The following is a 26,471-nucleotide window of genomic DNA, read 5'->3' on the forward strand; positions in this document are numbered from 1 at the left end:
GGATGAACATGGATAAGAAGAGAGTGGCAGTTTTGTTCGGGGGGTGTTCAGATGAATATGCCGTATCGCTGAAATCGGCGGACGCCATATTTCGAAATCTGGACAGGGAAAAATACGAGGTCATTCCGGTGGGGATCACGAAGGAAGGGCGCTGGCTCCGGTATTTTGGCGGGGAAGAGGCCATAAAGGGAGATTTTTGGTCCGCTGACGGCCGCTGCGTTCCCGCATTCTTTTCTCCCAGCAGGGAATTCCGGGGACTGATGGAGCTGCATTCGGAAGGCGTGCGCGTGACGCCGGTAGATGTGGTATTGCCGGTCCTTCACGGAAAAAACGGGGAGGACGGGACCGTGCAGGGGCTGCTTGAAATGGCGGGGATCCCCTATGCGGGCTGCGGAGTCTTCGCTTCGGCGGCAGGCATGGACAAGGACGCCGCCCATAAGCTGGCGTCGGCGGCAGGCGTGGACGTGGCCCGTTCCGCGGCTTTTCACCGCGGCGACGACCCGGCGGATATTTCGCAGAAAGTCTGGAAATTTCAATACCCGCTCTTTGTGAAGCCTGCCCGGGGAGGTTCATCCATCGGTATTACGAAGGTGAACGACCCCACCACGCTGCTCTCCGCCATAAAAAAAGCCTTTGAATACGACGATAAGATCGTGATCGAGGAAAACGTGCCGGGGTTTGAAGTGGGATGCGCCGTTCTGGGTTCGGCAGATCCGTTTCTGGGCGTGGTGGATGAACTGCAGCTTCACGGGACGGTGTTCGACTATAAAGAAAAATATAACATGACGAAGACCGTCCATCACGTGCCCGCCCGGATCGACGGAGAAACGGCGGCGCGGATCAGACAGGCGGCCCTGGCCGTATACCGGGCGCTGAACTGCCGGGGAGCGGCCAGAGTGGATTTCTTCCTCACGCCGGAAGGCAGAGTAGTCTTCAACGAGATCAACACCATGCCGGGCTTTACGGCGGGCAGCCGTTACCCGAAGATGCTGATGGCGGCAGGGCTGGATTTTGCAGGGATCCTTGACCGCCTGATCGAAGACGCGGTAAGCGCCGGCGTCGGGGCTGAAGCGTCGGCAGCGCAGCAGGCTTTGGCGGCGGAGACCGCGGAGCCGGCGGCCCGTAAGGACATGCCGTCGGAAAGGGCGGATGCGTCGGAAAACAGCGGGCGGGAGAGGAACAAGCCCCCCGTCGCACAGAGAAAACACGGGGTTGTAAAGCGGACTGGATTTGCGATATAATAGCCGCAGAGAGGCTGTTAGATGGATTCTGTGCGCGGCAGACGCCATGGGCGGATCCGATCGAGATGGCCTGCGGCCAGTAACGATCGAATCGCCTCAAAGATGCAGAAGAAGAAAAAACAGAAATTGAAACAGGGGTTGCAGAGGTATGGGGACGAGAGGGAATGAAGCCGCAGACCGCGGCGAATGGATGGATCAGCAGATCCGCGACGAGCAGCGGGAGCGGGAACAGGCCAGAAAACGAAATAGAATGAGAAGAAGAAAGCAAATCCGCCGGAGACGGATTTGCTTTCTTGTGCTTTTGGCGCTGATTGCAGGCGGCGTGATGGGGCTGTTAAACAGAGACCGCCCCTCACCGGAAGCGCCTGCCGTGGCGGAGATCAACGGGATCCCGGTCATACAGGATTACATAGCGGAGGGCACGCCGGGCAGACCGGGCACGAAGAAGAAGGTCAAATTTATCGTGATCCACGAGACGGGAAACACCGGGAGCAACGCCAACGCCGCCTCCCACGCCGCTTATCTGAAGACCGAGGCTGAGACGGAGGCCAAGTCCTGGCATTACACGGTGGACGATCATGAGATCTATCACCATATCCCCGACAACGAAGTAGCCTTTCACGCAGGGGATCAGCTGAAGGAAGACGGCGGCAATCTGAACGGCATCGGCATTGAGATGTGCGTTAATCCGGAAAATGATTATGATCAGACGCTGAAAAACACGGCGGCGCTGACCGCCCACCTCATGAAAGCGTATAAGCTGTCCATCGAAGATGTGAAAAAGCATCAGGACTTTTCCGGGAAGAACTGCCCGGAAAATCTTATCGAAAGCGGCAGATGGGACGAATTTATTGAGCTGGTAAAAGCCAGTCAGTGATACTGCAGACGACGGGGCTGCCGCCGCGGGCAGCGGAACCGCCATGCATAAATGAACGCGAAAGATGTGTAAAAATGTTCCCAACATGCAAAAAACGCTACATGTATGGCGCAATATCTCTGAAAACTACACTAAAATGCATAAAAACAGGCAGATTCACTCGAAAAAACTCGAAAAGAATAAATTGAAAAATCTTTCCATGTCAGTTAACCTGATATAGGGGCCAATATTAGGGGTTAGAAGAACAGGGGGAACTGCGAGCGGAAAGATAACACGAGGAGAGGCGGCAAGGAATGGAAAGAACGGGAAATAAGATCAGGCTGCTGGTGGTAGATGACAATCAGGAACTATGCGATATTCTGGAGGACTATTTCGAGATCGTGGAAGAGGTCGTCCTGTGCGGAGTGGCTCACAATGGGGAAGAGGCGCTCGAAAAGATCGCGGCGCTGCATCCGGATGTAGTGCTTCTGGATATCATCATGCCGCAGCTGGATGGGATCTCCGTGCTGGAACGTTTGAACAGCGAGCCGCCTGAGGACATGCCTCGTATTATCGTGGCGTCCGCCATCGGACAGGAGAATATTACAAACAGAGCTCTGACGCTGGGTGCGAATTACTACATGATCAAGCCGTACCAGCTGCCGGAGCTGATGAACAGAGTGCTGTTGATAGCGAAGGAGAAAAGCGGAACGCTGTCGCGTCTGGGAAAAGGGGTCCCGGTGGACGCGGTGAAGGATAAGATGCCGATCTCCGACCAGATCTCCAAAATGTTGATTGAAGAAGGCATGCCGACCAACATCGTTGGATATCAGTACTGTGTGCGGGCGATTGAGATTCTTCTTAAAGAAAAAGGCCACTGTCCGTTAGGCAAATTTGTGTATTCTGTGATCGCGGAGGAGAATGGCACGACAGTGTCGTGTGTGGAAAGTGCCATCCGCAAAGCGGTCCATCACACAGCTGCGGGCGACGATGGGAAACAGCCTTCCAATGGGCGGTTTCTCACAATGATGACGGAGCAGTTCAGGCTTCACTCGATGCGCTAATGCGAGGAGGGATCAGAACATGCCACAGGGGAATGCGGCAAGAGAAAAAACAGCGTCCGGCCGGGCTGGAAACAGCCGAAGCAAGGACAGGTCTGGGGACGGGCAGCCGGGAAAAGCACGCCGGTCTGCGGGCCTGAAAAAAGTGGATCAGGGGGAAAAGGTCCGTAAAGATGAAGACCAATATGCAATTATAACAGATTATCTGCGCGACAGCATGGACTGCAAAGATCTGCAGTCCATAGCTGCCAAGGTGGAACGGGCCGTGCGCCGTTTTGCCGACAACGTGTACGTAGGAGTTTCACTGAACGAAGACGGCAGGCTGGATCGTATCGTTCCAAAGGTAAGCAGCATGCCGGACTATTTTATCTATAAGCCGGATCTTGACGCTATCGCTTATGAGACGCTGGAGCTGGGACAGGCTGTTCATCATCCGGTGAGCCAATGCTGCAGTCCGGAGACGGCTGCCGATCTGAGAAAGATGGGCGGAAGATCGGTACTGTGCCTGCCCATTTTCCATGGAGAAGCGATGACCGGCGTTTTGACGGTGGTGCTGAAGGAGGACGATCCTCCCCGGGGCGAAGTCATCGATTTCTGCACGGCTGTCTGCGGCTTTCTGGCCGTACAGATGAGAAATGCCGTGCTGCATCAGACTCTGGAGAAGGAGCTGAACGATAAAAACCGCGTGGAGGCAGATCTGGATGTTATTTTTCGGGGCAGCGTGGATATGATCGGCATTTTCGACAGGCGGGGCTACATGAAGCGTTTAAATCCCGCCTTTGAGACGAGACTGGGCTATTCCCGGGCGGAACTGTTCAGCATGCCCATCACTGCGCTGGCTCATCCGGAGGACAGAGACTACGTTCAGTACGTACTGGACAATATCGTAAGGGAAGAGAATATGCACGGTCTCTGCCATCGCTTCCTCAATAAGGAGAAGCGGATCATCTTCCTCGAACTGAACGTGAAGTATCTGACCCAGGGCGACGAGATCGTTTTCATCGCAAGAGACGTCACCAATCAGAGAGAAGTGGAAGCCAGAAACATGGCGCTGGAGCAGTCTATTGCTCTGGAACGCATGAAGACCGAGTTTTTTTCAAATGTATCTCACGAGTTCAAAACACCGATCAATATTATTCTGTCTTCGGTGGATCTTCTGAAGCTAAAGCTGAAGCGAAACGACGAAAAGCTGTACAATGAGCAGTATAAGAAGTTCTTTACCTATACGCAGCAGAATTCATTTAAGCTGCTGCGCCTGATAAACAACCTTTTAGACTGCACGAAGATCGACAGCGGTTCTCTTTCGCTGCTGGCCAAAAACTGTTTTATCGTGCCCTTTGTCCGTCAGGTGGTGGAGACGACTCAAAGCTATGCCGCCACTCATAAGATCAATATGCATTTCGATACGGATGTGGATGAGAAGCTGCTGCTCTACTGTGATCCTGACAAGATCGACCGGATCATTTTGAACCTGATCTCCAACAGTATCAAGCATACCCAAGAGGGCGGAGCGATCCAGGTGGGACTTACCGAAACGCCTACCCACGTGCAGCTGTCCGTGGCGGATAACGGAGAAGGCATACCGGCGAAAATGCTCCCGCATATTTTTGAGAAATTCAAAGTCTACGAAGAAGGTTTTGTCAAGAGCTGCGACGGCACAGGAGTGGGGCTGTCCATCGTCAAGGGTCTGGCCGAGCTCCACGGAGGAACCGTGTCGGTCAGGAGCAAGCGCGGAGAAGGAACCATATTTGTTGTTTCTCTGTCCAAAAATCTGGAGAAGACAGTGACGGCCAAGAAGGTAAAGCTGGTCAGCCAGCAGCAGGACGACGAACTTCACCAGTCGCGGCTGCAGATGGAAATGTCCGATATTGAATAGGGCCGGAACAGGAAGAAAAGAGGAGTACATAGGGCGCGATCCCCACCGGGGACCGCGCCCTTTTGCGTGCAGAGCGGGTCATATTGGGCCTGAAACTGCAAAAACCGTTCGTGAAATATGTTATTTCACGAACGGTTTTTTTCTCTTTTTACACCCTTAGTATAGACAAATTTCATCTTTTTGTAAAGGATTATTGTCGATTTTGGTCACAAACTCAATAAAAAGGGATTATTTTTTAGACGAAGTTGTGATCGGGAGTCAGGGAATTACCCAATTTGTTCCTTTCTCTGCTGTACAAAAAAATAATAAGCCGTCAAATTCGCCGTCAAAACTCTGGTTTCATGAGGGCCTGCCGCCATTGAAATTTAAGGGATGCAGGGACGGGGCGTTTTGTATGTTGTCTTGGACACGTCATTTTATAAGCCGTCAGAATAAGCCGTCAAAAAAATATAAACGTTGAAATTTCAACGTATAGATGGGCAAAATCGTGAAATAACATATTTCACGATTCTACGGGGAGGGGGAAAGGTCTCCCTCATGAAAAAGTCAGTGAGATAAAGGAGTAAAATCTGCTATCCAACAGCCGCCCACACGGCTGATTGAGATAATTCGGCCGGACGGCCCCACACCAGTCCGGCGGGAAGAGACGGGACGGCGGTCCTCACACCCGCCGTCGCCATTTCTTTTGGGAAGAGCGATCGAAGGAGCAAAGGATCCGGTTGGTTTCGGAAAAGGAGTGAGTTGAGGTGAGAGTAAGGAAAAGAAGCGCGGTCCTTCTGGCGTTTGTCCTGTTCTTCAGCTGTGCACTGCCGCTGGGGAGTGCAGCCGGACTGTCAGAAGATATGGCCGGCGCTGCAGGATCAAACGAGATGCAGGCCGCCGCACAGGATACGGGGGAAACGGAACAGGCGGCTGCTATTGGGACGGCTGCGGCCGCCGCTGAGCCGGCGGCAAAGGAGGTCTCCCTCGCAGAAGGACAGTACGTGCGGCTGGGGGATATGGACTGGATCGTCACGGACGTGTCGGACCGGACGGCAGCCAGGCTGATGACGGCGGACTGCGTGGCAGCCATGCCCTATGGAGACACGAACAACCTCTGGAACACATCCAGAGTATGCGAATATCTGAACGGTGAGTTTCTGAACCGTTTTACCGAGAGGGAACGGGCCCTGCTGCAGACAGCAGAGTGGTCCACCGGCGTGGACGGAGGCAGCGCCACAGAGAGCGGCGCCTACACAGCGGTCATTCCGTCGAAAAGCGAGATGGAAAACGCGGCGGCCCATCTGGGGCCGGAGATCCGAAGGACCACGCAGAACTATTGGGTGCGGACCAGAGTGTCCGGAGACAGTGGAAGAGGAATGCTGGCTCTGGCGGACGGCAGCGGATACACCACGCTGCCGGTGAACACCCGGGGGGCCCGCTGGTCCGACGCGGGCGTGCGGCCGGTGGTGATCTTAAAAGGGGCCGTGATCCAGGCGAGCGGATCTGGAACGGCGGCGGACCCGTATCTGCCGGAGAATGTGGCGGAAGTGAGCACGCCCACCTATCGTCTGACTGTGGAGACGGGAGCGGAGCTGTTCGGAGCCAGGGAGACGGATGAATACGACAGAAAAGCCTACGACTTAAAGCTGAAGCTGGTGGGGGCCCAGGGAGAAAGCCAGTGGTTCACCATCAATCCCTTCGGAAGCGGAGACGGCAGGCCGGGGGCGGGAAGCCAGAAAACCTATGAGATCGCGCTGCAGAATGTAGGCCGCGTGGAGCAGATCAAATACATGGCGGCGGGAAACGCCGATGAAGCGGACTGGTATATCAGCCGGATCACAGCGTGGCGTCTGGATGAAAAAGGCAGCGTCTTGGGAGACGCGGAGACCTTCGAGGTCCATCAGTGGGTGCTCAACTCCTACGAGGGAGTGATCAGCCTGGGGAGCCGCTATACGGTGAGTATCAAAACAGGAAATATCCGGGGAGCGGGAACGGACTCCAACATCTACGTGAGGCTCATCGGAGCGGACGGGAAGATGACGGACGAGGTCAGGCTGAACAAACTGATCTCCGGAAACGCCTTTGAACAGAACCGCACGGACACGGTGACCGCGTCCTTTAACTGCGATGTGGGAACGGTGGATGAGATCCAGGTGCGCTCCGACATGAAATGGCTGGCGGCGGACTGGTACGTGGACTGGATCAAGGTCAGACAGGAAGGCTCGAAGATCGAGACCACCTTCACAGTAGGCGAGTGGATCGCGGATAAGAACACGCGGATCTATACCACCAGCCCCAAAAAGAGCACTCAGTACAAGCTCACGGTGAACACGGGGGACGAATTGGGAGCGGGGACGGATTCCATGGTGTATGTGAAGCTGATCGGTACAAACGGCGAGACGGCGGAACGGGAGATCAGCGAGCTGTACAACGGAAACGCCTTTGAGAGAGATACCAGCCATGCGGTCATTGCCAACTTCGACAAGAACGTGGGCACGATCAAAAAGATCATGGTCCGCTCGGATATGGGATGGGCGGCGGCGGACTGGCTGCTGTCCAGCATCAAGGCGGAGCCCATCGTCAACGGCGAGGTCATGCCAGGGGAAGAGTTTACCATCAATGAATGGATCAACGACAAGAACTGGAGGACCTACAGCAACGACCCGGCGGACAGCACCCAGTACCGCTTCATCGTGAAGACGGGCACGGCGGCGGGGGCGGGAACCGACTCCATGATCTACGTGAAGCTGGTGGGAAGCAGGGGCGAGACGGCGGAACGGGAGATCAGCGAGCTGTACAACGGAAACGCCTTTGAGAGAAACACCACCCATACGGTGACCGCCGCCTTCGACAAGAACATCGGAGAGGTGAAGCAGATCAAAGTCCGGTCCGATATGAGCTGGCCAGGCGCCCAGTGGCTGCTCAGCAGCATCCAGGTGGACCCGGTCTACAACGGTCAGGTACAGAGCGGAGGAAAGACGTTCCAGATCCAGGAGTGGATCACGGACAAAAACTGGCACACTTTCTCCGCCGATGCAAACGCCATCACCCAGTACCGGTTCCGGGTGAAGACAGGAAAACTGTCCTGGTACCCCAAGGGGGAAGGAACGGATTCCATGATCTACGTGAAGCTGACGGGAGATCGGGGAACGACCAACGAAATGGAGATCAGCGAGCTGGTGTCGGGAAACGCCTTTGAGCGGGGAAACACGGACACGCTGCATGTGACCTTTGAAAACGCCGTGGGCAATCTGCGTTCCATCCAGCTGCGGTCCGACCACAAATGGCCGGGAGCGGACTGGTATGTGGAGTGGATCGAGGTGCAGCCCCTGCTCAACGGCTCGCCTTACGGAAGCGCAAAGACCTTCTATTTCAATCAGTGGATCGACGATACCAGCACCTATGAGAAATGGTAGGAGGACGATATGAAAGTCAGATATGAAAAGAAAGCGGAGGGAGGAAAGGGCCTTGGACGGGAAGGCGGGAGCGTGAGAGAAGCCGGACGGGAAAGCCGGATGGCGAGAGCGAGGCGGCGTCTGGCCGTGTTGCTGGCCGTGCTGCTGCTGTTTGCCGCCGCGCCGCAGATGATGCCTACGGGCGGAAGCGCCGTCTACGGAACCACGGAGAGCGCCGCCCTGCAAAAGCGGGCGGAGCTGGTGATCTTCATCCGATTTAAAGGAGAAAAGGAATTCGTGTCGGGAACCACGGCCAAGCCGGTGGTGACGCTGCTTGACGGAAGCCAGATCGATCTGAACGAGTGGTACAACGCCCAGAATGCGGCGGACTACGGGTCCGATCCCTCCCTGAATCAATTTGTACAAAAGGTGACCTATCGGGGCACGCTGGTGAAGCCCATCTACGCCTCGGCAAACGGCCAGCGGATGGTTTCGTACGAGTGCAGCACCAAAGCGAAGGACGCGGACTTTGACGACACGGACTGGTTTGAGGGCGTGCAGGTACAGGCCCTCAAGGCGGTGGAGCCCTATCTGCCCAAAGACACGAAGCTGGACTACGACGGGGACGGGGAGATCGACAACTGCATGTTCCTCTGGGGTCCCACGAAGGACAATGTGATCGAATACTACCTGAGCTCCGGGGACGGTTCCCGGGCCTGGCACTGGGTGCTGGGAAAGAACGGAACCACCATCCGGGGCCTGAAGGCCGACTGCTATGTAAGAAACTTCATCTATTCCAAGGCCAGCTTTTGGGCCACGGGCCAGGCGTTTTCCAAGGCGGCCATGATCCACGAATTCATGCACACCCTGGGCGTGCCGGATCTGTACAGCGAGGACGAGTGGTATAACTGGCTCACGGGGACCTCTTATCTGCCGGTGGGGGACTGGGATATCCAGTCGGACCACAGAGAATACGGAAGCACCTTCCTGGCCCAGCGGATCCAATATCTGAAGGCGGGGACCTTCGGAGAGATCACGGAGAGCGGGACGTATACGCTCTATGATGTAAACGATCCGAACCCGAAAAACGGGATCAACGGCTACAAAATCCCCACAAGACGGGCCAACGAATACTTCGTGATCGAATACCGCAGAGGCGTCACGGACGGAGCCGCGGCAGAGCACGGGGACGGGATCCTGGTCTACCGGGTGAAGAGCGACGAGTACGGAAACACAGAGGGAGTCGAAGAGATCCACCTGTACGGCAGGGTGGCCGGATTTAACAGCACGGCCAGCATCGCAGACAGCGCCCAGGGAGTGGGCGATCCGCTGAACGGCGGTCTCTCCACGCGCAACGATCTGGAATTTACCGATGGAAGCAACAGTGGCATCTGTGTCAGAAATGTGGGCAGCGCCGGGACGACCATCACTTTCGACGTGATCCTGCCTTAGGGAGCGGTATACCGGGGAAGCGGACGGAACTGAAAGATCTTCCATCACATCATTGCGGGAATCTTCTCCCAGGCCCGCGCTGCACTGCGGGGAGTGGAGAGTTTCTCATAGATCAGACAGATGAAGCAAGACAATAAGTGAGTAACTGAGAGGAGGAATAAGAATGAGCAAGACAGAAAAGCGCCGGGGCAGGAGCCTGCTGGCGCTGACGCTGTCCATCCTGATGGCGGCGACCGGCTTCGGCTGGGCGCCGGGCGGGAGCGCCCTGACGGAAGGCGGCGGTTACCGGGTGACCATCACGGGAACCGGCAGCGCCTACGGGGGGACCTACACCTATGTGGGCGAGGTTCAGGGGTACACCTACGCGGATCAGGCGGCGGCCCGGGCAGGCGCGGGCGTCGCCGGCACGAGGGAGCTTCTGATCTCAGATCAGGTGTTTCCCGGAATGAGCTGGGACAGCCTGAACGAACAGGGCCTGATCTACGGCGATTACGACGCGCCGTCCATCATCCGGGCGGAGGGGAAAGCGTACTATGCCGTACCCCGGGCGCTGACAGCGGGACAATACCAGGCCAATCGGGCCCAGGACGGCCTGAAGGTAGGATCAGCCCTGGAGAACAACGCGGGCCTGCCCGACGGAAACGAGTGGGACGTCATCGTGTCGAAGAGCTATGCGGCGGGAGCCGGGACGGCCAACGACACGTGCTACATCAAAAACTGGGACGGCCAGGTAAGCTTTGCCCAGGATATCTGTGAAAACGGTGACGCGGCAGTGCGGGGCCTGACGGCCAGAGGGTGGAACCACTGCCCCACAGACTACACGCAGAGTACCTACGGCTACCGGCCGGCGCTGGAGATCCTGGGCGAAGCGCCGCTGGATGAACTGGGAGAAGCGCCGTCCATGGCGATGCCGGAAGCGGCGGAGGTCAGCGGCGACGCCACGACCCTGGCGGTGGGGGATATCCTGACCTACACGATCCCCGAAGGTCAGGACAACGCGGGAAAGCCCCTTTACTTCAAAGTGACCGGGGAGGATCCGAGGACGGTAACGCTGGTGAGGGATTCTACCGGAAGTGAGCCGGAGTACTATGACGGGTACCTCGGTGCATACGCGGCATACACGGGATCACTGGTGATCCCGAATACGGTAAACGGTTATACGGTGACCAGAATTGGCTCATATGCAGTTTCCCGGTGTAGCGATTTCACTGGAAGTCTGACGTTACCATCCGGTCTGACGAGCATCGGGAATAATGCATTTTCTGGCTGCAGTGGCTTGACGGGAAACCTGGAGTTGCCCAGCGGATTGACAGCGATTGAGCAGTATGCATTTTCTGGCTGCAGCGGTTTGACGGGAAACCTGGAGTTGCCCAGCGGATTGACAGTGATTGGGGCGTATGCGTTTAAAGAGTGCAGTGGTTTGACGGGAAGCCTGAAGCTGCCCGGCGGAGTGACAGAGCTGAGGTCGGGTCCATTTTATAGATGCAGCGGCTTGACGGGAAAACTGGAGTTGCCCAGCGGATTGACAACGATTGGGGGATCTGCATTTGAGTATTGTAGCGGCTTGACAAGTGTGACACTGCCCAGCGGATTGACAACGATTGGGGGATCTGCATTTTCTGGCTGCAGTGGTTTGACGGGAAATCTGACGCTGCCCAGTGGCTTGACGGCTATTGCACCAAATGCATTTAGAGATTCCGGCCTTACAGAACTATTTGCGCGGAAGGACAACGGCTTGACGGATGATGTCATAAAGAGCGGATCTTCAGCGACGGTTTACCGGTATACCCTCCTAGAGGACGGCACGCTGCCGATTCAGGCAAGCACCCCTGTTCCCGCGGTGGGGACGGTGCTGTCAGTCGGCGAACTCACCGGAGTGACGCCCGCGCCCGTAAATCCACTGCGCTATGAGTGGTACCGGAACGGGAGTTTCATCGATACAGGAAGTACCTATACGCTCACCGATGCGGATGTGGCGGATGGCACGGGCATTTCCGTGATGGCCATCGCAGAACCGACAAAGGATCATTTGTATTTGACCAATGTGCGTTCGACTGGTCTGCTGACAGGAGCGGACCCCACCATCACCGGGGTAGGCGGAGGCCAACAGAGCACGATCACATGGCAGGAAGCAAACGGGGTCGATTACCATTTGTACTACGCCATGTTGGAAAACGCGCCGGAGGCGGAGTGGACGGCGGTATCGGCCGCGCCCATACAGGGCGGCAGCTATGTCCATACGGGTCTGACAAACGGAACCACCTACTACTATAAGCTGAAGGCAAGCAACGCCAACGGAGAGATCTGGTCGGAGATCGTTTCCGTTACGCCCGGCTTCCCGTTTGAAGCGGTGGTAACCGTCAGCGGCACGGCGAAGTTCGGCGAGACGCTGACCGCGGACGTGACCAACGTGTCGCCGGCGGCTGCCACCTGTGAGGTTCGGTGGTATCGTCAGGATACGGCGGAGCCGGTGGCCACAGGAGCGGCTTATACGCTGACCGCGGCGGACGTGGGCAGGACGATGACTGCAAAGGCAGTCGGAATCGGCGAATACTTCGGAGAAGTGCCGGCTGAAGCCACGGCGGCTGTGGAGAAAGCCGATGCTCCCGCGGCGCCGGCAGCGCCCGCGCTGGCGGCAGACGGTCTGACGGATACCACCGTTACCCTGACCACGGAAGCCGGTCTGGAGTACCGCCTCGGTACGGAGGGAGCGTGGCAGTCCAGCGGCGTGTTTGAGGGACTGACAGCGGGAACGGAATACACCTTCTACGCCCGCATGGCGGAGACAGACACCCATCTGGCTGGAGCAGTCAGCGAAGCCCTCACCGTGACCACCCATACCTATGGTATCGCGGCGGAAAGCGGCAGAACGGAGCTGAACCCGGAAAAGGGTCTGAAGCTGAAATGGCAGCTGACCGGCTACACCACGCCGCCGGCGGCCACAGTGACCATTTCCAACACGGGAACCGGGACGCTGACGGGCCTGAGCGCCGCGCTGAGCGGCGAAAACGCCGGCAGCTTTGAGCTGGGAGCCCTCAGCGGGACGGAGGCTGCGGTGGGAGAGACGGTGACCTTTACCGTAGCGCCGGTGACGCAGCTGCCGCAGGCCACCTATTCCGCCATCGTGACGGTGACGGCGGAGCGGGGAGAGGCCCTGAGCTTCCCGGTGATATTCCAGGTCAGCGACACGCCGCTGGGTGTGGCGGTGAGCGGAAGCGTGGAGTCATACAATCCGCGCAATGCCGTGACTGTGCAGTTGATGCAGGGTGACGAGGTCAAGTATACGACGGTGATCGAAGCCGCCGACAGCGGGAATGGAAAGGTAACGCAGGACTTTGCCTTTGATACGGTAGAGGCAGGTACCTACACGCTGTTTGTGAAAAAACCGGCGCATACGACCTACACAGTTCACAACGTGGTGATCGGTTCTGACCCGGTGGATCTGAAGCTGGATTCCAGGCCGGGAGCGGCGCTGATCAGCCTGCTGCCGGGAGATATCAACGGCGACGGAACGATTGGAGCCGACGATATCAATTTAATCTTGAATGTGGCAAACAACGGGAAAGAGCCGGGGGCTTTGGGCGTGAACAGCCTGACAGATCTCAATGGAGATCTGACCATCGGCGCCGACGATATCAACATTATTCTCAATACCGCCAACAACGGAAAAGGAGATATTGTGATCGAGTAAACGGTGAGATATCTGAGCCGGTAAGAGGTTGAAACTGCCGGCTCAGAATGAATGGAAAGGAGCAAAGATGAAAGGACAGAAACGATGGACAGCGCTTTTGCTGGCATTGCTGATGGTGTTTACGATGTGCCCTACATTATCAGCATATGCGGCGACAGTTGATGACAGGATCCAGTTTAAGATACTGGGGACAAGGGACACGGAGACACAGTACAACGGCAGAGATACCATGAAGATCGAATTTCAGGTAAAGGCCGCGGCTGGCGTGGGGCCGGCCACGATACAACAGATCAATATTAAGTATGACAATACTTTGTTTGAACTGGTCACATCGGATGCTACGAAGAATATGGCAGAACTGGTCGAGTATGCATCAACCAGACCTACAGCACAGAGGTTTACGGAAGCGGAGCCAGGAAGCAAATACTATAAATATATACCGATGGCTCTGCCCATACATATTTATACGATTCCGGATACGGAGAAATTCACCAAGGACTCCTGCTCGGAAGGTTATATCATTAGTGCAGACAGCACCATTGGATATGTGAATCTGCAGGCGAATGGCCAGGGATGGGAAGTGCCGGAGTATACGACAATGTTATATATGCGTCTGGCGTTGAGAGAAGGGAAAACGTGGGATGAGGTAAACAGCAAATCTCTGCAGATTCTGGATCGGACCGATCTGCCCCTCGTAACGCAGGCTTATGTAACATCGGCGACAAATGGCGACGATATCTCGATCAACTGGGGACGGGCTGATGCAAGCCAGGACACCATGTTGCCTCCGGAAATCACCTTTCCCGGCATTGAGAAGAAGCCGCTCTCCGAGATGGAGCCCACGGCCCCCACAGCCGTAACGGCTGTGGCCACGGGAGCCACTACGGCCACCGTCAGCTGGACCGAGCCGGTTCTGGCAGCGGGCATCCCGGCCGTAGACTACTACGAGATCACCGGCGACAACAGCTTCGCCCCAGTGACCACCGCGGCGGTTACGGCGGACCTGACCGGTCTGACCAAGGGCGAAACCTACAACTTTGAAGTAAAAGCACATAACGTGAACGGCTACAGCAGCGCTGCAGCTGCAGCGGCGGCTGTCACCACATGGACCGAGCCGGGCGTGCCCACCAGCCTGACCGTGATCCAGAGCGGCAGCGCTTCCCTGCGCTACACCTGGGGCGCTCCCGCAAGCAATGGAGGAACCGCCCTCACCGGTTACACGCTGACCGTCACCGATGCGACCGGCACAGCCGTCAGCGGCAGTCCCTTTGCCCTGGGCGCATCGGAGACCACCAAGGAGATCACCGGCCTGACCATCGGGACCACCTACAAGGCCAGCATCACAGCGGCCAACAGCGTGGGAACGGGAACAGCGGGCAATTTTGAAGACAAAGAAGCAGTGAACCTGATCAGCGCGCAGCCTGCGGTCCTTGACACGGATCTGAGCGCCGAACCGGTGAACAAGGAATACGGAGACGCCCTGACCCTGACCGTGGCGGCCCGCGCCACGGATCAGGCCAGCGGAACCGCTACCCTGAGCTATCAGTGGTACGAGGCGGAGGGAGCGGACGCGGCCGGCACGGCCATCAGCGGCGCCACCACGACCGCCTACACCCCGACCTTAAAGACGGTGGGAACCAGATACTTCTACTGCGTGGTGACCAATACCAACGACCTGAGCAATATACCAGAAAACCTGAAGGGCGAACGGACAGCCACGACGAAGTCGGCGACGGCCACGGTCGTCACGGCAGCGAAAGTGCCGGATGCGCCGGTGCTCCTCACAAACGGGGGAGACGGGTCTCTGGAATTCACCTGGAGCGCGCCGGAGAGCAACGGAAGCCCCATCACGGGCTATACGCTGACGGTGGCGGAGGACGCCGCTTACAGTACCATCCTGACGGGCTATGACGGAAAAGCGCTGGGTGCGGATGCAGCCAGCGAGCTGGTGGAAGGACTGGACAACACCAAGACGTATTACGCCAAGCTGACCGCCACCAACGGAGTGGGAGACAGCCGGCCCGGCGAGGTCAGCGCCCAGCCCTACAACGGCGCGTACGTGGAGATCCGGATCCCCAGCGGCGGCGAAGTGACCAGCGGTTCTGCCGTGATCGGAACCATCGCCCTGCGTTTCGCCAACGGAAAAGAAGTGACGGATCCCACCCGGATCCCGCAGAATCAGCTGATCGTGCTGAGGGCGAAGCCGGCGGAAGGATATAAGTTTGTGAAGTGGACGAGGACCGATCTGGGCGGCGGCGCAGCCGGTTCCATGGAAGTGGGCGAAAGCTACTCCCTGGAGCAGCCGGCGACGGAGAGCGCCATCAACCCGCTGACCGTGAAGGCGGCGGACAGCTCCGCCTACACCGCCGTGTTTGCAGTGGACGACGCCTATGTGGAGGACGGTTTCCAGATCACCGATCTGACAGCGGCGCAGACCAGTGGAGCAGCCTTTGATCGGGCCAGAGATCTGTATTTGCTGAAAACCGGAAAGTGGGGTCAGTTCGGCTTCGATTCCACGGTAAAGGACTACGACCTGTACCTGTTAAAGACCGATGGAACGAATATCGACTTCAAGGTAACGGCGCTGTCAGGAAGCGCGGTGACCGTGGGAGCCGTGGCGGTGGATCTGACAGAGGAGCCGGCGGAGACGCAGGGGAAGCTGCTGCGCAGCGGAACGGTGGGCGTGACCGTCAGCGACGGACAGAAACTGGTCATAGAGGCGGCCAGCCCGGATGGAACCGAGACCGTCACGTACCATGTGAATGTACATATTTCCACAGCAGATCCGAAGATCGGACTGGAGGTCGTGCAGTTTGAGGGAAGCCAGAAGGCGACGTTGAAGGTGAGACTGGCCGAGGGGTATTTCGACACCGCGTCCTTCCGGGTAAAGATCAAAGACAGCACCGTGATCGAAGGATTTGCGGACAAGAACTACAACGTCTTTACGGGAACCATGGACGAGGAGAAGGCAGGAACGGCGGGCGCATATAAAGACCTGCAGAGCTCCTTCCTGAAGTTTGTGGACGTTACCTCGCTGAAGAGCGACGGAACAGAGCTTGCGGTGACGCTGGAGACGCCCAAAGGCGGGGCGGCGGACCTCTCCGACAGCTATGAGAACGTGATGGAATTCTACCTGAAGGTGACGGCGGATCAGGATATGACCAGCATCGTGAATGCGCTGGAGATCTATAACGTCGGAGAGACCAAAGCCAGCAACATCATGGACGACTTCCGGTACGGAAAGCTGTCCGGAACGGAAGCGGGAAGTGAGGCGCTGGATCTGGTGTACCTGAAGGAAGCGGAGTTCTTCTACATCACGACGAAGATCAACTCGGAGCTGACGGGAGAGAACACCAAGTGGATCACCTTCGACGTACTGGATAATGCCAACACGATCGTAAACGATCTGGGTTCGGTGAGCGTCAAACCGGATGGGATCCTGGAGTACAGAATGCCCAACAATACGTACAAGCTGGTGATCCGCGCCAACGGTTACCTGCCGACGACGAAGCAGGTGAAGGTGGAGAAGGATCTGGTGCTGTCCACGCTGCCGCTGTACGCGGGAGAATTGACGACGGACAATCAGATCGATTCGGCGGACCGCGCGAGGCTGCTGGACGTGTATCTGAAGGATGCGGAAAACGGAGGAGCGGACGACGGAACAGGAACGATCGTCTATGCGGACTTCGACGGAAGCGGCTTCATCAACGCCTATGACCTGGGCGTGCTCTTGAGAAATTACGGAAAGACCCCGGTGGAGCGTCTGCTGTAAGGACGCAGAGCGGGAAAAGAGATGGAATAAAAGAACGACAGGAGACGGGCGGACCTTGCAGGACCGCCTGCCAGATCAGGAAGCAAAGCCTGAAAATGAATCGAGAAACAGGCCGGAAAACGGACAAAAGAAGGGCCTGAGGAACAGACCAAAGAACGGATTCTGCAGGAGACCGAAGACCAGGAAAGAGACGGAAACAGGCCGGGGCGCACCCCGGCTGTTTCCGAATCCGTTCGATGAAGTGGAAAGCAACGCGGCGCAGAGACAGCGCTGGTTAAGATAGAGAAAGAAACCAGGACAGACGAAACGGAGAGGAAATTCCATGAAAAAAAGAGGTACGAACGGGACGGAAGCAGACTGGAATATAGGGAAGAAAAGGATCGGAGGGCAAAGGCCGCGGCCCATAACAAGGAGCAGTCGGCGGAGCAGGCGACTGGGACCGCGGACGGCGGCCCTGTGCGTGGCGCTGCTGCTGGTCCTGACCGGGCTGGGAGCGGGAATGACGGCGGAACCTGTCTGGGCGGCCGGGGATCGTCCTTCCATCGAGATGACCTTTGACGAAGGAGCGGTCGTGGGCGGAGCGCAGCAGCGGAATCTGACGCTGACCGTAAAGAATGCTGTATTCAGCACACTGCAGTTTCAGATTCAGTACGATCCGGCGAAGCTGAGACCGTCGGATGTGGGAAGCAACGAGGCTACCGACGACCTGCTGGCAACGATCACTCCCATCGCTCCGCTGTACAACAGCAGGGAGGGAACGGGCTGGGTGAACGTGGTGGGAGACAGCGTGGACCCATCGGAAGGAAGCATGGCGCTGACTATCTACGCGGACGGGGAATCCAAGGGCGCGCCGGACGGATCAGACGAGGACGGGTTTATCACGGCAGATGAGACGGGAGTGGCGATCATGAGCTTTTCCTTTCGGGTGACGGGAGAACTCACGGGAGACAGTCTGAGCCTGCAGGAAGGCAGGGGCCTGCCCACAGGGATCCTGCTGGTGAGCAAAAACGAGACCATGGTCAACGATATCGAGGGACTGACCAACGGGAGCATGGTGACGATCAACGGGACGCAGCAGCCTGACACGGGAGATGAACACAATTCGGGCGTACCCAAGGATGAGACGGATGGAAACGAGGGCGGCGGGAGTCCAGGAGGCGTGGTCGTGCCGGGAGGCGGAACGGGGACAGGCGGAACCGGAGGAACCACCGGGGGCACGGGGACAGGGAGCGCGCCGGGTACCGGCGGCTTCGGCCCATCAGGGGAGACCACGGGAACCGGAACGCAGACGGGAACGCCGGGCGGCCAGGGGCAAAGCAGAACACTGACCGATGTGTCCGGCCACTGGGCCCGGAGCGCCATAGAAAAGCTGGTGGAGAAGGGAGTAGCCGCAGGCTATCCGGACGGGACCTTCCGGCCGGAGGCGGGACTGACCCGGGGCGAATTCGCGCAGATCCTGTACAAGGGACTGTCGCTGCCGCTTCCGGAACACCTGTCCCTGCCCTTTGCAGATACGGAAGGCCACTGGTCAAAGACCGCGGTGGCGGCGGTGTATTACGGCGGCTACGCGGCGGGAACGGAGAAGAATCAGTTTGGGGTGGAGGATCCCATCACGAGGGAACAGCTGGTGACGATTCTCTGCAGAGCGAAAGGTCTGGAACCGCTGAGCGGAGCAGCGCTGGCGGCAGAGGACCCCTTCGTGGATGACGGGCTGATTGCAGAGTGGGCGAAAGGCTATGTGTACGCGGCGCGGAAAGAAGGGCTTCTGAGCGGCTACGAGGACGGAAGGTTCGGGCCGGGACGAGGCATGACCCGGGGGGAGATGGCCTGGCTCATGGCCCAGGCGATGAACTGAACCGCCGGGCCGAACCATCGGACCAAAGCGCTGGACGGCACGGCTGGATCGAAGCGATGAACTGAACCGCTGGACGGGACGGCTGAATCCGTGACAGAGAGAGGGAGAAACCATTCGAGAGCAAACAGAGGAGAGCCCTTTGAAGACAATGAGGAAATGGAGAGGAAGAGGAGCGGCGCTGCTGCTCGTCCTGCTGATGCTGCTGCAGACCGGGATCTGCGGCTTTGCGGATGAAATCGACTACTATAGTATCTACACGTCCACCATCGCGTCCATGGAACCGGTGGGAGGGACGCTGAGCAAGGCCTTTTCCCCCGGCGACTACCTTTACGGGCTGACACTGACGGGGGAACAGGAAAGCTTTGCCCTGCGCTTTGCCCTGCCCTCGTCGGAGGTAGGACCGGACATTACGGTGGAGGCGGAGGAAGGTTCTCTGGGAAGTCCGGCCATACGGGAAGAACTGGGTCAGAGAGGGACGACGGGGCAGATCCCCATGGAGCCCGGAGAGTACCGGAAGGTGACGGTGACGCCAACGCCCCAAGAGAACACGGGCGGCGCGACGGTCAAGCCGTATACGGTGGAAGTATGCCGTACCTCTTTGCTGGCGGAATGCCGGATCTCGGAGATCCAGACCGGAGCGGGCGGAGATTTTCTGACGGCAACGATCCATCTGGAGCCCATAGACGGGCGGCCGGTATCCATGCGGACTTTTAATCTGGCCCTGGGATTCGATCCTGCGGATGTGAAGCTGGCGTCGAAAAGCACCAATGAAGCCAGCGAGACCTTTTCCCAGTATGCGCAGGCCATGAGCGGGCTGCTGACATCCGGTCCCCTTGACCGGAAATCGCCGCTGGATATTGATAAAGCTACGGCAAACAACGGGACGGGAAAGCTGATCGTGCACCTGGGACCCAACGCCAAGGCTGCGGATCCGATCGTGACCATACCGGCGGAGGGGTTGGATCTTCTGACGCTGTATTTTCGTGTGATGGAGAACGAACCGGCCTTTGACGACGAGACGATCTGCATTCTGCGAGAAGGAGACAGCCGCAGCGAAAATCCGCTGCATGGCGTGGCCATAGGAATTAAGACGGAAAACGGGATCCCCGTTACCGCGGCGGCGGACGAGATGATCCGCGTGGCGGGTCTGCAGAAATATGAAGTGACAGGTCTGCAGACGGCGCAGGAAAACGGAAGCATCGTCATGGAACCGGACAAGGCGCTGTTCTGCGAGGGAGAGCCGCTTGCGCTGAAGGCGCGGCCGAATACGGGATATGAATTCGTGTGCTGGGAGGGGGCAGTGACAGAGTCGGCAGCAGCCGGAGAGACCGGAGCGGCCAGCGAGACCGGACAGACCGGAGCGGCCGGACAGACCAGCGAGACTGGAGCGGCTGGCTCATCACAGAGGACGGCGGAAACAGACGGGAACAGCTCGACGTCAACGGGAGAAGCGGGCGGGGCTGCGGAACCAGATCCGTCCCTGACTGCGCTGGAGAAGGCGTTGAGCGGGCAGAATCTGCGGCGCCCGGAACTGACGTTGTCCGTGCGGAGCGATCTGGACCTGTCCGCTCTGCGGGCAGTGTTTCAGCCATCGGGGGGAGAGCTGGTATCCGGAGCGGTCATCGACGAAGACGCGCCTTACCACGGCCAGCTGCTGCTGGCCGTAAACGGTCCAGAGTCCGACGTCTACCGTCAGACGGAGGGAACGGGTCTGCTGGGGGAACGGGACCGGTCCCTGTTCCTGAATGGGGCGGAGCCCCAGGTGCTGGCCTATGAGGAAGATCTGGAGGAGATGGAGCGGGACAAGGCGGATTCCCTCAGGAAAAACGGCGGAGCCGCGGTCCTGTCTGGGGAGCTTCAGAGCCAGGCGGAGCCGGGGGAGGTCCGGCGCTTTCAGACCAGGGACCTGAGCAAACCTGGTATTCACTGGGAGCCGAAGTCCTTCGTCCTCATCGGGCAGACGGAACATGTGAACGTCTGGCTGGATCAGGAGGATACGGTGGCCAGTCGGTTGACGGAGGCGCAGCGGCAGGAGCTGTCGGCAGCCTTTGAAGAAAACTGGAAGACCATCACCGAACACTACCACAGCCTGTACGACAGCGACGGAAACGGACGTCTGGACGCCCTGCTGTATGACATACAGGATAAGTATGAAACCACCAATGCGTATTACCAGGGATTGTTCAGCTTTTCCGAGCTGTATGGGAGGAGCGGGGGAAACAGCGGCAACTTCATCCATCTGGACACCTGGCCCAGCCTGGGAAATCAGACGGAGCCGGACATTGCTCCCATGATCTCCACCATGGCCCATGAGACGGGGCACATGGCGTTCGCCTCCTATTTTCAGGACAGGGGGGCGACGATCACCGACGCCGAGCTGGAGAAGGCCATGCCCACCTGGATATCGGAGGGATTGTCCCTGTCCATCGAGGACGAGCTGTTTGGAGCGCGGGAAAGCAGGATCAGCCGGTTCAGCAGCTCTGAATCGATCCGAAACGGCGAGGTTTCGCTGACAAGATGGCAGGGGACAGTGGACAATTACGCGCTGACCTACCTGTTTTTCCAGTATCTGATCCATCAGGCGGAAGCCTGCGGGACGGAAGGATTTACGAAATCGCTGATCCGGTCTTATGAGGGCGATCAGGCAGCGGAGCTGATGAAGGCCATCGGCCGGATCGAAAGCCTGAGGCAGGCGGGAAGTCTGGACGAGGTAATAGAAGAATTTTACACGGCGGTGGTACTGAAGGAAGCGTCGGGACTCTACGGCTTTGGAAACGATCCAGACTTCGACCGGGTGAATCTGAGGCCGGTGACAACCCCGTCGCCGAAACTGGCGCCGGGAGCGGGGGTGGTGTTTGTGATGGATGAAAACGGCTGCGATCCGCCGGCCGGCGACGGCCTGCAGTACCGGGGCCTGACGGAAGGCGACTATGTGCTGTCGGCGTCGGGCGAGAACGGTACCGTGCAGATCGAAGGAGGTCCCAATGGAGAAGCGGGAAAGATCCGCTATGCCAGAGGAGCGGGCGAGAAAGCGACGGTCACGGCCATTCCGGAGAAGGAAGGGTGGACCTTTCTGGGCTGGAAGGGGGACGCGTCAGGGACGGAGAATCCGCTGACGCTGATCATGGACCGGTCGAAAAACCTGGTGGCGGTATTTGAACGGCATTCCAACACAGGGGAGATCGTGAAGCCGGGAGAGGGGGAAACGATCACCTATGAGGCGGACGGAAGCGCGGTGATCGGCGTGCCGGGCGGAACGATCCGCATGACGCTGGAATCTGGGGAACCGCTCACGGAAGCGACCATAATAGAAAACGGAACGAAGATCCGGATGAAGGCGGAAGCCGCAGAGGAGACATTCCCCTTTCTGTACTGGCTGGAGACACGGCCGGAGACCGGGGAGACGGAACGTCAGGCGGAGCGCGGGGAACGCCCCGCAGCATATGAGACGGAAAACTCCGCGGCGCATAAGGCGGACAGCTCCGTCAGAAACGGGTCGGAAGGTGGAGAGACGGCCGGTGAACGGACCGGAGCCGGCTGGTCCGTGGAAACAGTACTGAACAGCGCGGCGATGCAGACTGCTGTTTCCGGGGCGGGCGGCGGAGCCGGAAAGGAGACGGGACCGGGGCTGGACAGCGGGACCGCCGGTGAAGGCGAAGCGACGGCCGAGCGCACGGCGCAGACAAAATACTACACCAACCCCGCATCCTTTACCTACGCGGAGGGAGCGGTCTACACCGCCGTGTTCGGGGAGCTGGAACCGGCGCCGGATCGGGAAGCGTCGCTGACGGATCTGCAGGTGATCGCGCCGGAGAACAAGATCCTGCGGCAGCGGGCGCTGGTGTCGGGCAGTTACGTGGAAGAACTGGAAAGAGGAGCCTATGGGGAGACCGGGTTTTCCGACGCTGTGGGGGAGTACGATCTGTATCTGCTGTCCGCAGAGGCGGCACAGCAGACCCTGTCCTTCCGTTTTGTCTGGAAGAAGGGGCAGACGGTGGAAGCGTCCTGCGGGTCGGCGAAAGCGGTCTACACAGAGGGAGACGCGGCGCCGGAAACAGAGAGCGGGCTGCTGCGGACGGCCGCCTTTTCCCTGCCCCTTTCGGAAGTGACCGACGGGAGTTTGGCGCGGTTTTCCGTGACAGATCCGCAGAGCGGGGAGACGGGGACCTATGTGATCCACATTCATGCAAACACAGCCGCCGAGGATCCGCAGATGACCATGAAAGTGGGAACGGTGGGAGCGAAGCCGGACCTGTACCGCATGGAGATCCGTTTGAAGAATCTGTGGCTGGGCGCGGTGGACGGAGGGCTTCGGATCACGGGAAGCGGCATTCGCCCGGCGGATGTGTCGGGGCTGAAAGAGAAACTGGCGGCAGGAAAGCAGGAGGCGGTCACGCCGGAGGAATGGGAGCAGGTGACGGCGCTGGAGTGGAACGATGCAGCGCTGGGACAGGGATTCGTGCAAAGAACGGGAAGCAGGCTGGTGTTCACCCATCAGAGGGCGGAAACGTCCGGTACGGATCAGATCCTGCGGTTTGGCTTTGATCCGGGAAAAACGGCGGGAGCGTCGGGAACGGTAGCGAAGGCAGCGCCGGTGCAGATCCAGGAGGATACGGTGATCGCGGAACTGTACTTTTTCTGCGAAGGAGACCCGGCAGACCGGATCCGTTTGCTGCGCGCAGAAGAACTGGAATCCGGGCAGATGGAAGGCGAAAGCGGGGAGCCGGCCGCCGGAGCGGGGGCCACAGCCAACGTGCTGGCGGACCTGCGCTACACGGCCTATGACACGCTGGTGCGGCTGATGGTGGAAGGGCAGGCGGAGATCACGGGAACCGTGCGCTCCTATGACCCCAAAAAGGGCGTGGCCATCCGGCTGACCGGGCAGAATGACGCGGGAGAGCCGGATCTCAGCCGCGTGTACGATGGAAGCGTGGAAGCGCAGACAGAGGGAGCAGGCCCTGTGACGCAGACGTTCTCTGTGCGGGTGGAGCCGGGCACGTATACCATGACGCTGGAAAAGAGCGGACACCTGAAGGTGACGCTGCGGGATGTGACGGCCACGGCGGGCGGTCTGGATCTGACGGCGTTCCTACGGGAAGCGGAAGATCGGCTGGATGCCGGTGCAGGGCTGGCCGGAGGCCGGATCCGTGAAGGCGTCCTTGGGCTGCTGCCCGGCGACGTGGACGGAGACGGGATCATCGGGATCCGGGATAAGGCGCTGCTGACCAATCCGGCCTGGTACGGAACCCGACCGGAAGCGGAGGCAGTGGAACAGAAGTACGATCTGGACGGAGACGGGATCGTCGGGATAAAAGACTGGAATCTGATGAGCGGTCCCGGTCATTACGGAAAGCGGGACGCGAGCCTGTCCCTGGCCGAACTGCAGACAACATACTAGAGGGGGTGGGAGACTTGAACAGAATAAAACGACAGAGGAAAAGAACCCCCGGCGGAGGATGGAGACGGCCGACGCGGATCCTGGTGCTGACGGCGCTCCTGCTGTTGAGCCACACACTGGCGGGGATCACGGCGGGCGTGTCGGGGACGATGAACCGCGCGCCGGATCGGCCGGCGGACGCCGGGTGGGGGGAGACGGTCTTTGCGGACAGCGGCTCCGGAACGGCCCCGGCGGCGCAGATCACGGCGGTGAAGGTCACGGCAGATCATACCCTGGAGGTGGGGATCGACCTGAGCTGCGAGAGCTTTCGCGGAGTGGGAGCGGTGCTGCAGTATAACAGCGCCAGACTGAGACTCATCTCCTGGGGACCGGAGAAAACGCCCATCCCGCTGAAGCAGGAGACGGGCTACGGCAATTCCGTGGCCGTCTACACCAAGGGAGCCGACGGGCTGATGGGCAAGCCGGCCCTGGCCTGGACAGGAACGCCGGAGGCGGCCGGAGCGGGCGGTGACGGGACAGGCGGTGAAGGCGCAGGCGACGTCACAGACCCCGCCGTCACCTGGAACGGCGTGTATCTAGGGGCGGACAGCCTGAAGGAGAGCACGCTGGCAGGGGAAAGCGGCGGAAAACGGGTGGTGACGGTCCGTTTCGATTATGTGACGGCCGGCGGGACCACAGAAGAGCGAAAGGCGGCGGAAGCGCTGCTGACCGACGCCGCGCTGGGCGCCTGCCTGCGGTTTGCTTCCGGGTCGGAAGCGGCGGATACGCCGGTTGGCGCATCGTTCTCGCTGATCACCCAGAAGGGGCAGGCAGAGCCGGTCTGTTACGAGATGGGAGGCGCGGGAAGCGGCGGCGTGCAGGCCATCGCCGTGCCCATCGTGATGAAAGAGGGCGGCTCTGTGGATACAGGCGGCGGTGTGATGACCGGAGGCGGCCCGGTGGTGACCTTTTTCGACTGGGACGGGAGCGTCATCGACGCCATGGCCCTGCCGGAAACCGTGTCCGATCGGGAGGCGGCGGTGGCCGCGTTTCAGGAGAAGCCGGCGGTGGCGGAACGACTTTCCGGCAAGAGCGGCTACGCCTTTGACCGCTGGCTGATCGTGAAACAGCAGGGAGAAGAGCTGGCTACGGTCAACGGAACGTTTACTTCCAATAAAGCGGCCCTGGATCTGACCGATCCCGCCGTGGCTGCGGATGCGGCGGACTTTTCCGATCCGGCACTGCCGGGAAGCCTGCTGGTGCAGACCGCCTACAAAGCGGTGGAAAGCGAGATCAACGGCGGAACGGGAACGGATACGCCGCTGATCAGCGACGAGACGCGGTACGTTCTGGGGCAGCCTACCTTTTACCAGTACGGCTCGGCCATGGCTTCCACCGGTCAGTATGCCGTCCGCTGCAAGGTGACCCGGGGCGACGTGCTGCGGGCAAGGACGCCCACGGTACTGGCCCAGGCCTTTGTGGGCGGGGGAAGCGCCATGAAGAACGTGACGATGAAGGTGGATCTGCGCAATACGGACGACACCTCCTTTGAGGTGGTCGTGCCAAAAGGAACGGAAACAGTGACCCTGAAGCTGCTGGATACCTACGGCGTGACCGCCTGGACCATGGGGACGGGCAGAAGCGAGGAGATCCAGGCGTCCGGGGCGGAGATCGTTCGGCAGGGGGCCTTCGCGCTGCTGGTGGACGCTGCGCTGACTGCCGGAAACGGCGGAAGCTGGAGCCCTTATGTAGACGTGCAGAATTTCAAAGACGCCGGATACACGGGCATGACGGAAGCAAAGCTGGCTGCGGCCAGAGACGCCCTGGCCGCAGCCAGCGCGGGCCGGAGCGAACCCCTGAGCCGGGCGGAAGCGGACGCGGTTTTGGCGGCGTACAAGTAGGAAGGAGGAGCG

General features: G+C 59.0%; 11 protein-coding genes. All 11 read left to right on the forward strand.

From position 1 onward, the window contains the following. The first annotated feature begins 8 nt into the window (after positions 1–8). Positions 9–1,241 (forward strand): D-alanine--D-serine ligase VanG, encoded by a 1,233-nt coding sequence (vanG, locus tag E0E37_RS09125; RefSeq protein WP_207302939.1) that lies wholly within the window; start codon positions 9–11, stop codon positions 1,239–1,241. Positions 1,242–1,389: 148 nt separating this feature from the next. Further along, complete coding sequence (locus E0E37_RS09130; RefSeq protein WP_130862720.1) at positions 1,390–2,118, forward strand: peptidoglycan recognition protein family protein; 729 nt, start codon at positions 1,390–1,392, stop codon at positions 2,116–2,118. A gap of 293 nt (positions 2,119–2,411) precedes the next feature. Then, complete coding sequence (locus E0E37_RS09135; RefSeq protein ID WP_130862721.1) at positions 2,412–3,161, forward strand: response regulator; 750 nt, start codon at positions 2,412–2,414, stop codon at positions 3,159–3,161. A gap of 19 nt (positions 3,162–3,180) precedes the next feature. Next, on the forward strand, positions 3,181–5,034 hold the full coding sequence (locus E0E37_RS09140; protein ID WP_130862722.1) for an ATP-binding protein: 1,854 nt from the start codon (positions 3,181–3,183) through the stop codon (positions 5,032–5,034). A gap of 746 nt (positions 5,035–5,780) precedes the next feature. After that, on the forward strand, positions 5,781–8,432 hold the full coding sequence (locus E0E37_RS09145; protein ID WP_130862723.1) for a PLAT/LH2 domain-containing protein: 2,652 nt from the start codon (positions 5,781–5,783) through the stop codon (positions 8,430–8,432). 9 nt (positions 8,433–8,441) lie between these two features. After that, entirely contained in the window at positions 8,442–9,863 is a 1,422-nt protein-coding gene (locus tag E0E37_RS09150) for a metallopeptidase domain-containing protein (RefSeq protein WP_130862724.1), read from the forward strand. Between the two features lie 163 nt (positions 9,864–10,026). Beyond that, positions 10,027–13,554 (forward strand): leucine-rich repeat protein, encoded by a 3,528-nt coding sequence (locus E0E37_RS09155; protein WP_130862725.1) that lies wholly within the window; start codon positions 10,027–10,029, stop codon positions 13,552–13,554. A gap of 67 nt (positions 13,555–13,621) precedes the next feature. Further along, positions 13,622–17,326, forward strand: a complete 3,705-nt coding sequence (locus E0E37_RS09160; RefSeq protein WP_130862726.1) for a fibronectin type III domain-containing protein — start codon at positions 13,622–13,624, stop codon at positions 17,324–17,326. 322 nt (positions 17,327–17,648) lie between these two features. Next, complete coding sequence (locus tag E0E37_RS09165) at positions 17,649–19,181, forward strand: S-layer homology domain-containing protein (RefSeq protein WP_130862727.1); 1,533 nt, start codon at positions 17,649–17,651, stop codon at positions 19,179–19,181. Positions 19,182–19,329: 148 nt separating this feature from the next. Beyond that, on the forward strand, positions 19,330–24,579 hold the full coding sequence (locus tag E0E37_RS09170) for an InlB B-repeat-containing protein (protein ID WP_246019688.1): 5,250 nt from the start codon (positions 19,330–19,332) through the stop codon (positions 24,577–24,579). A 14-nt stretch (positions 24,580–24,593) separates the two neighbouring features. Beyond that, a complete protein-coding gene (locus E0E37_RS09175) occupies positions 24,594–26,459 on the forward strand; it encodes a hypothetical protein (RefSeq protein ID WP_130862729.1) in 1,866 nt (621 codons plus the stop codon). Positions 26,460–26,471: the final 12 nt, after the last annotated feature.

The organism is Bacilliculturomica massiliensis, assembly GCF_900605495.1.
Taxonomy (GTDB): Bacteria; Bacillota; Clostridia; order Peptostreptococcales; family Anaerovoracaceae; genus Bacilliculturomica; species Bacilliculturomica massiliensis.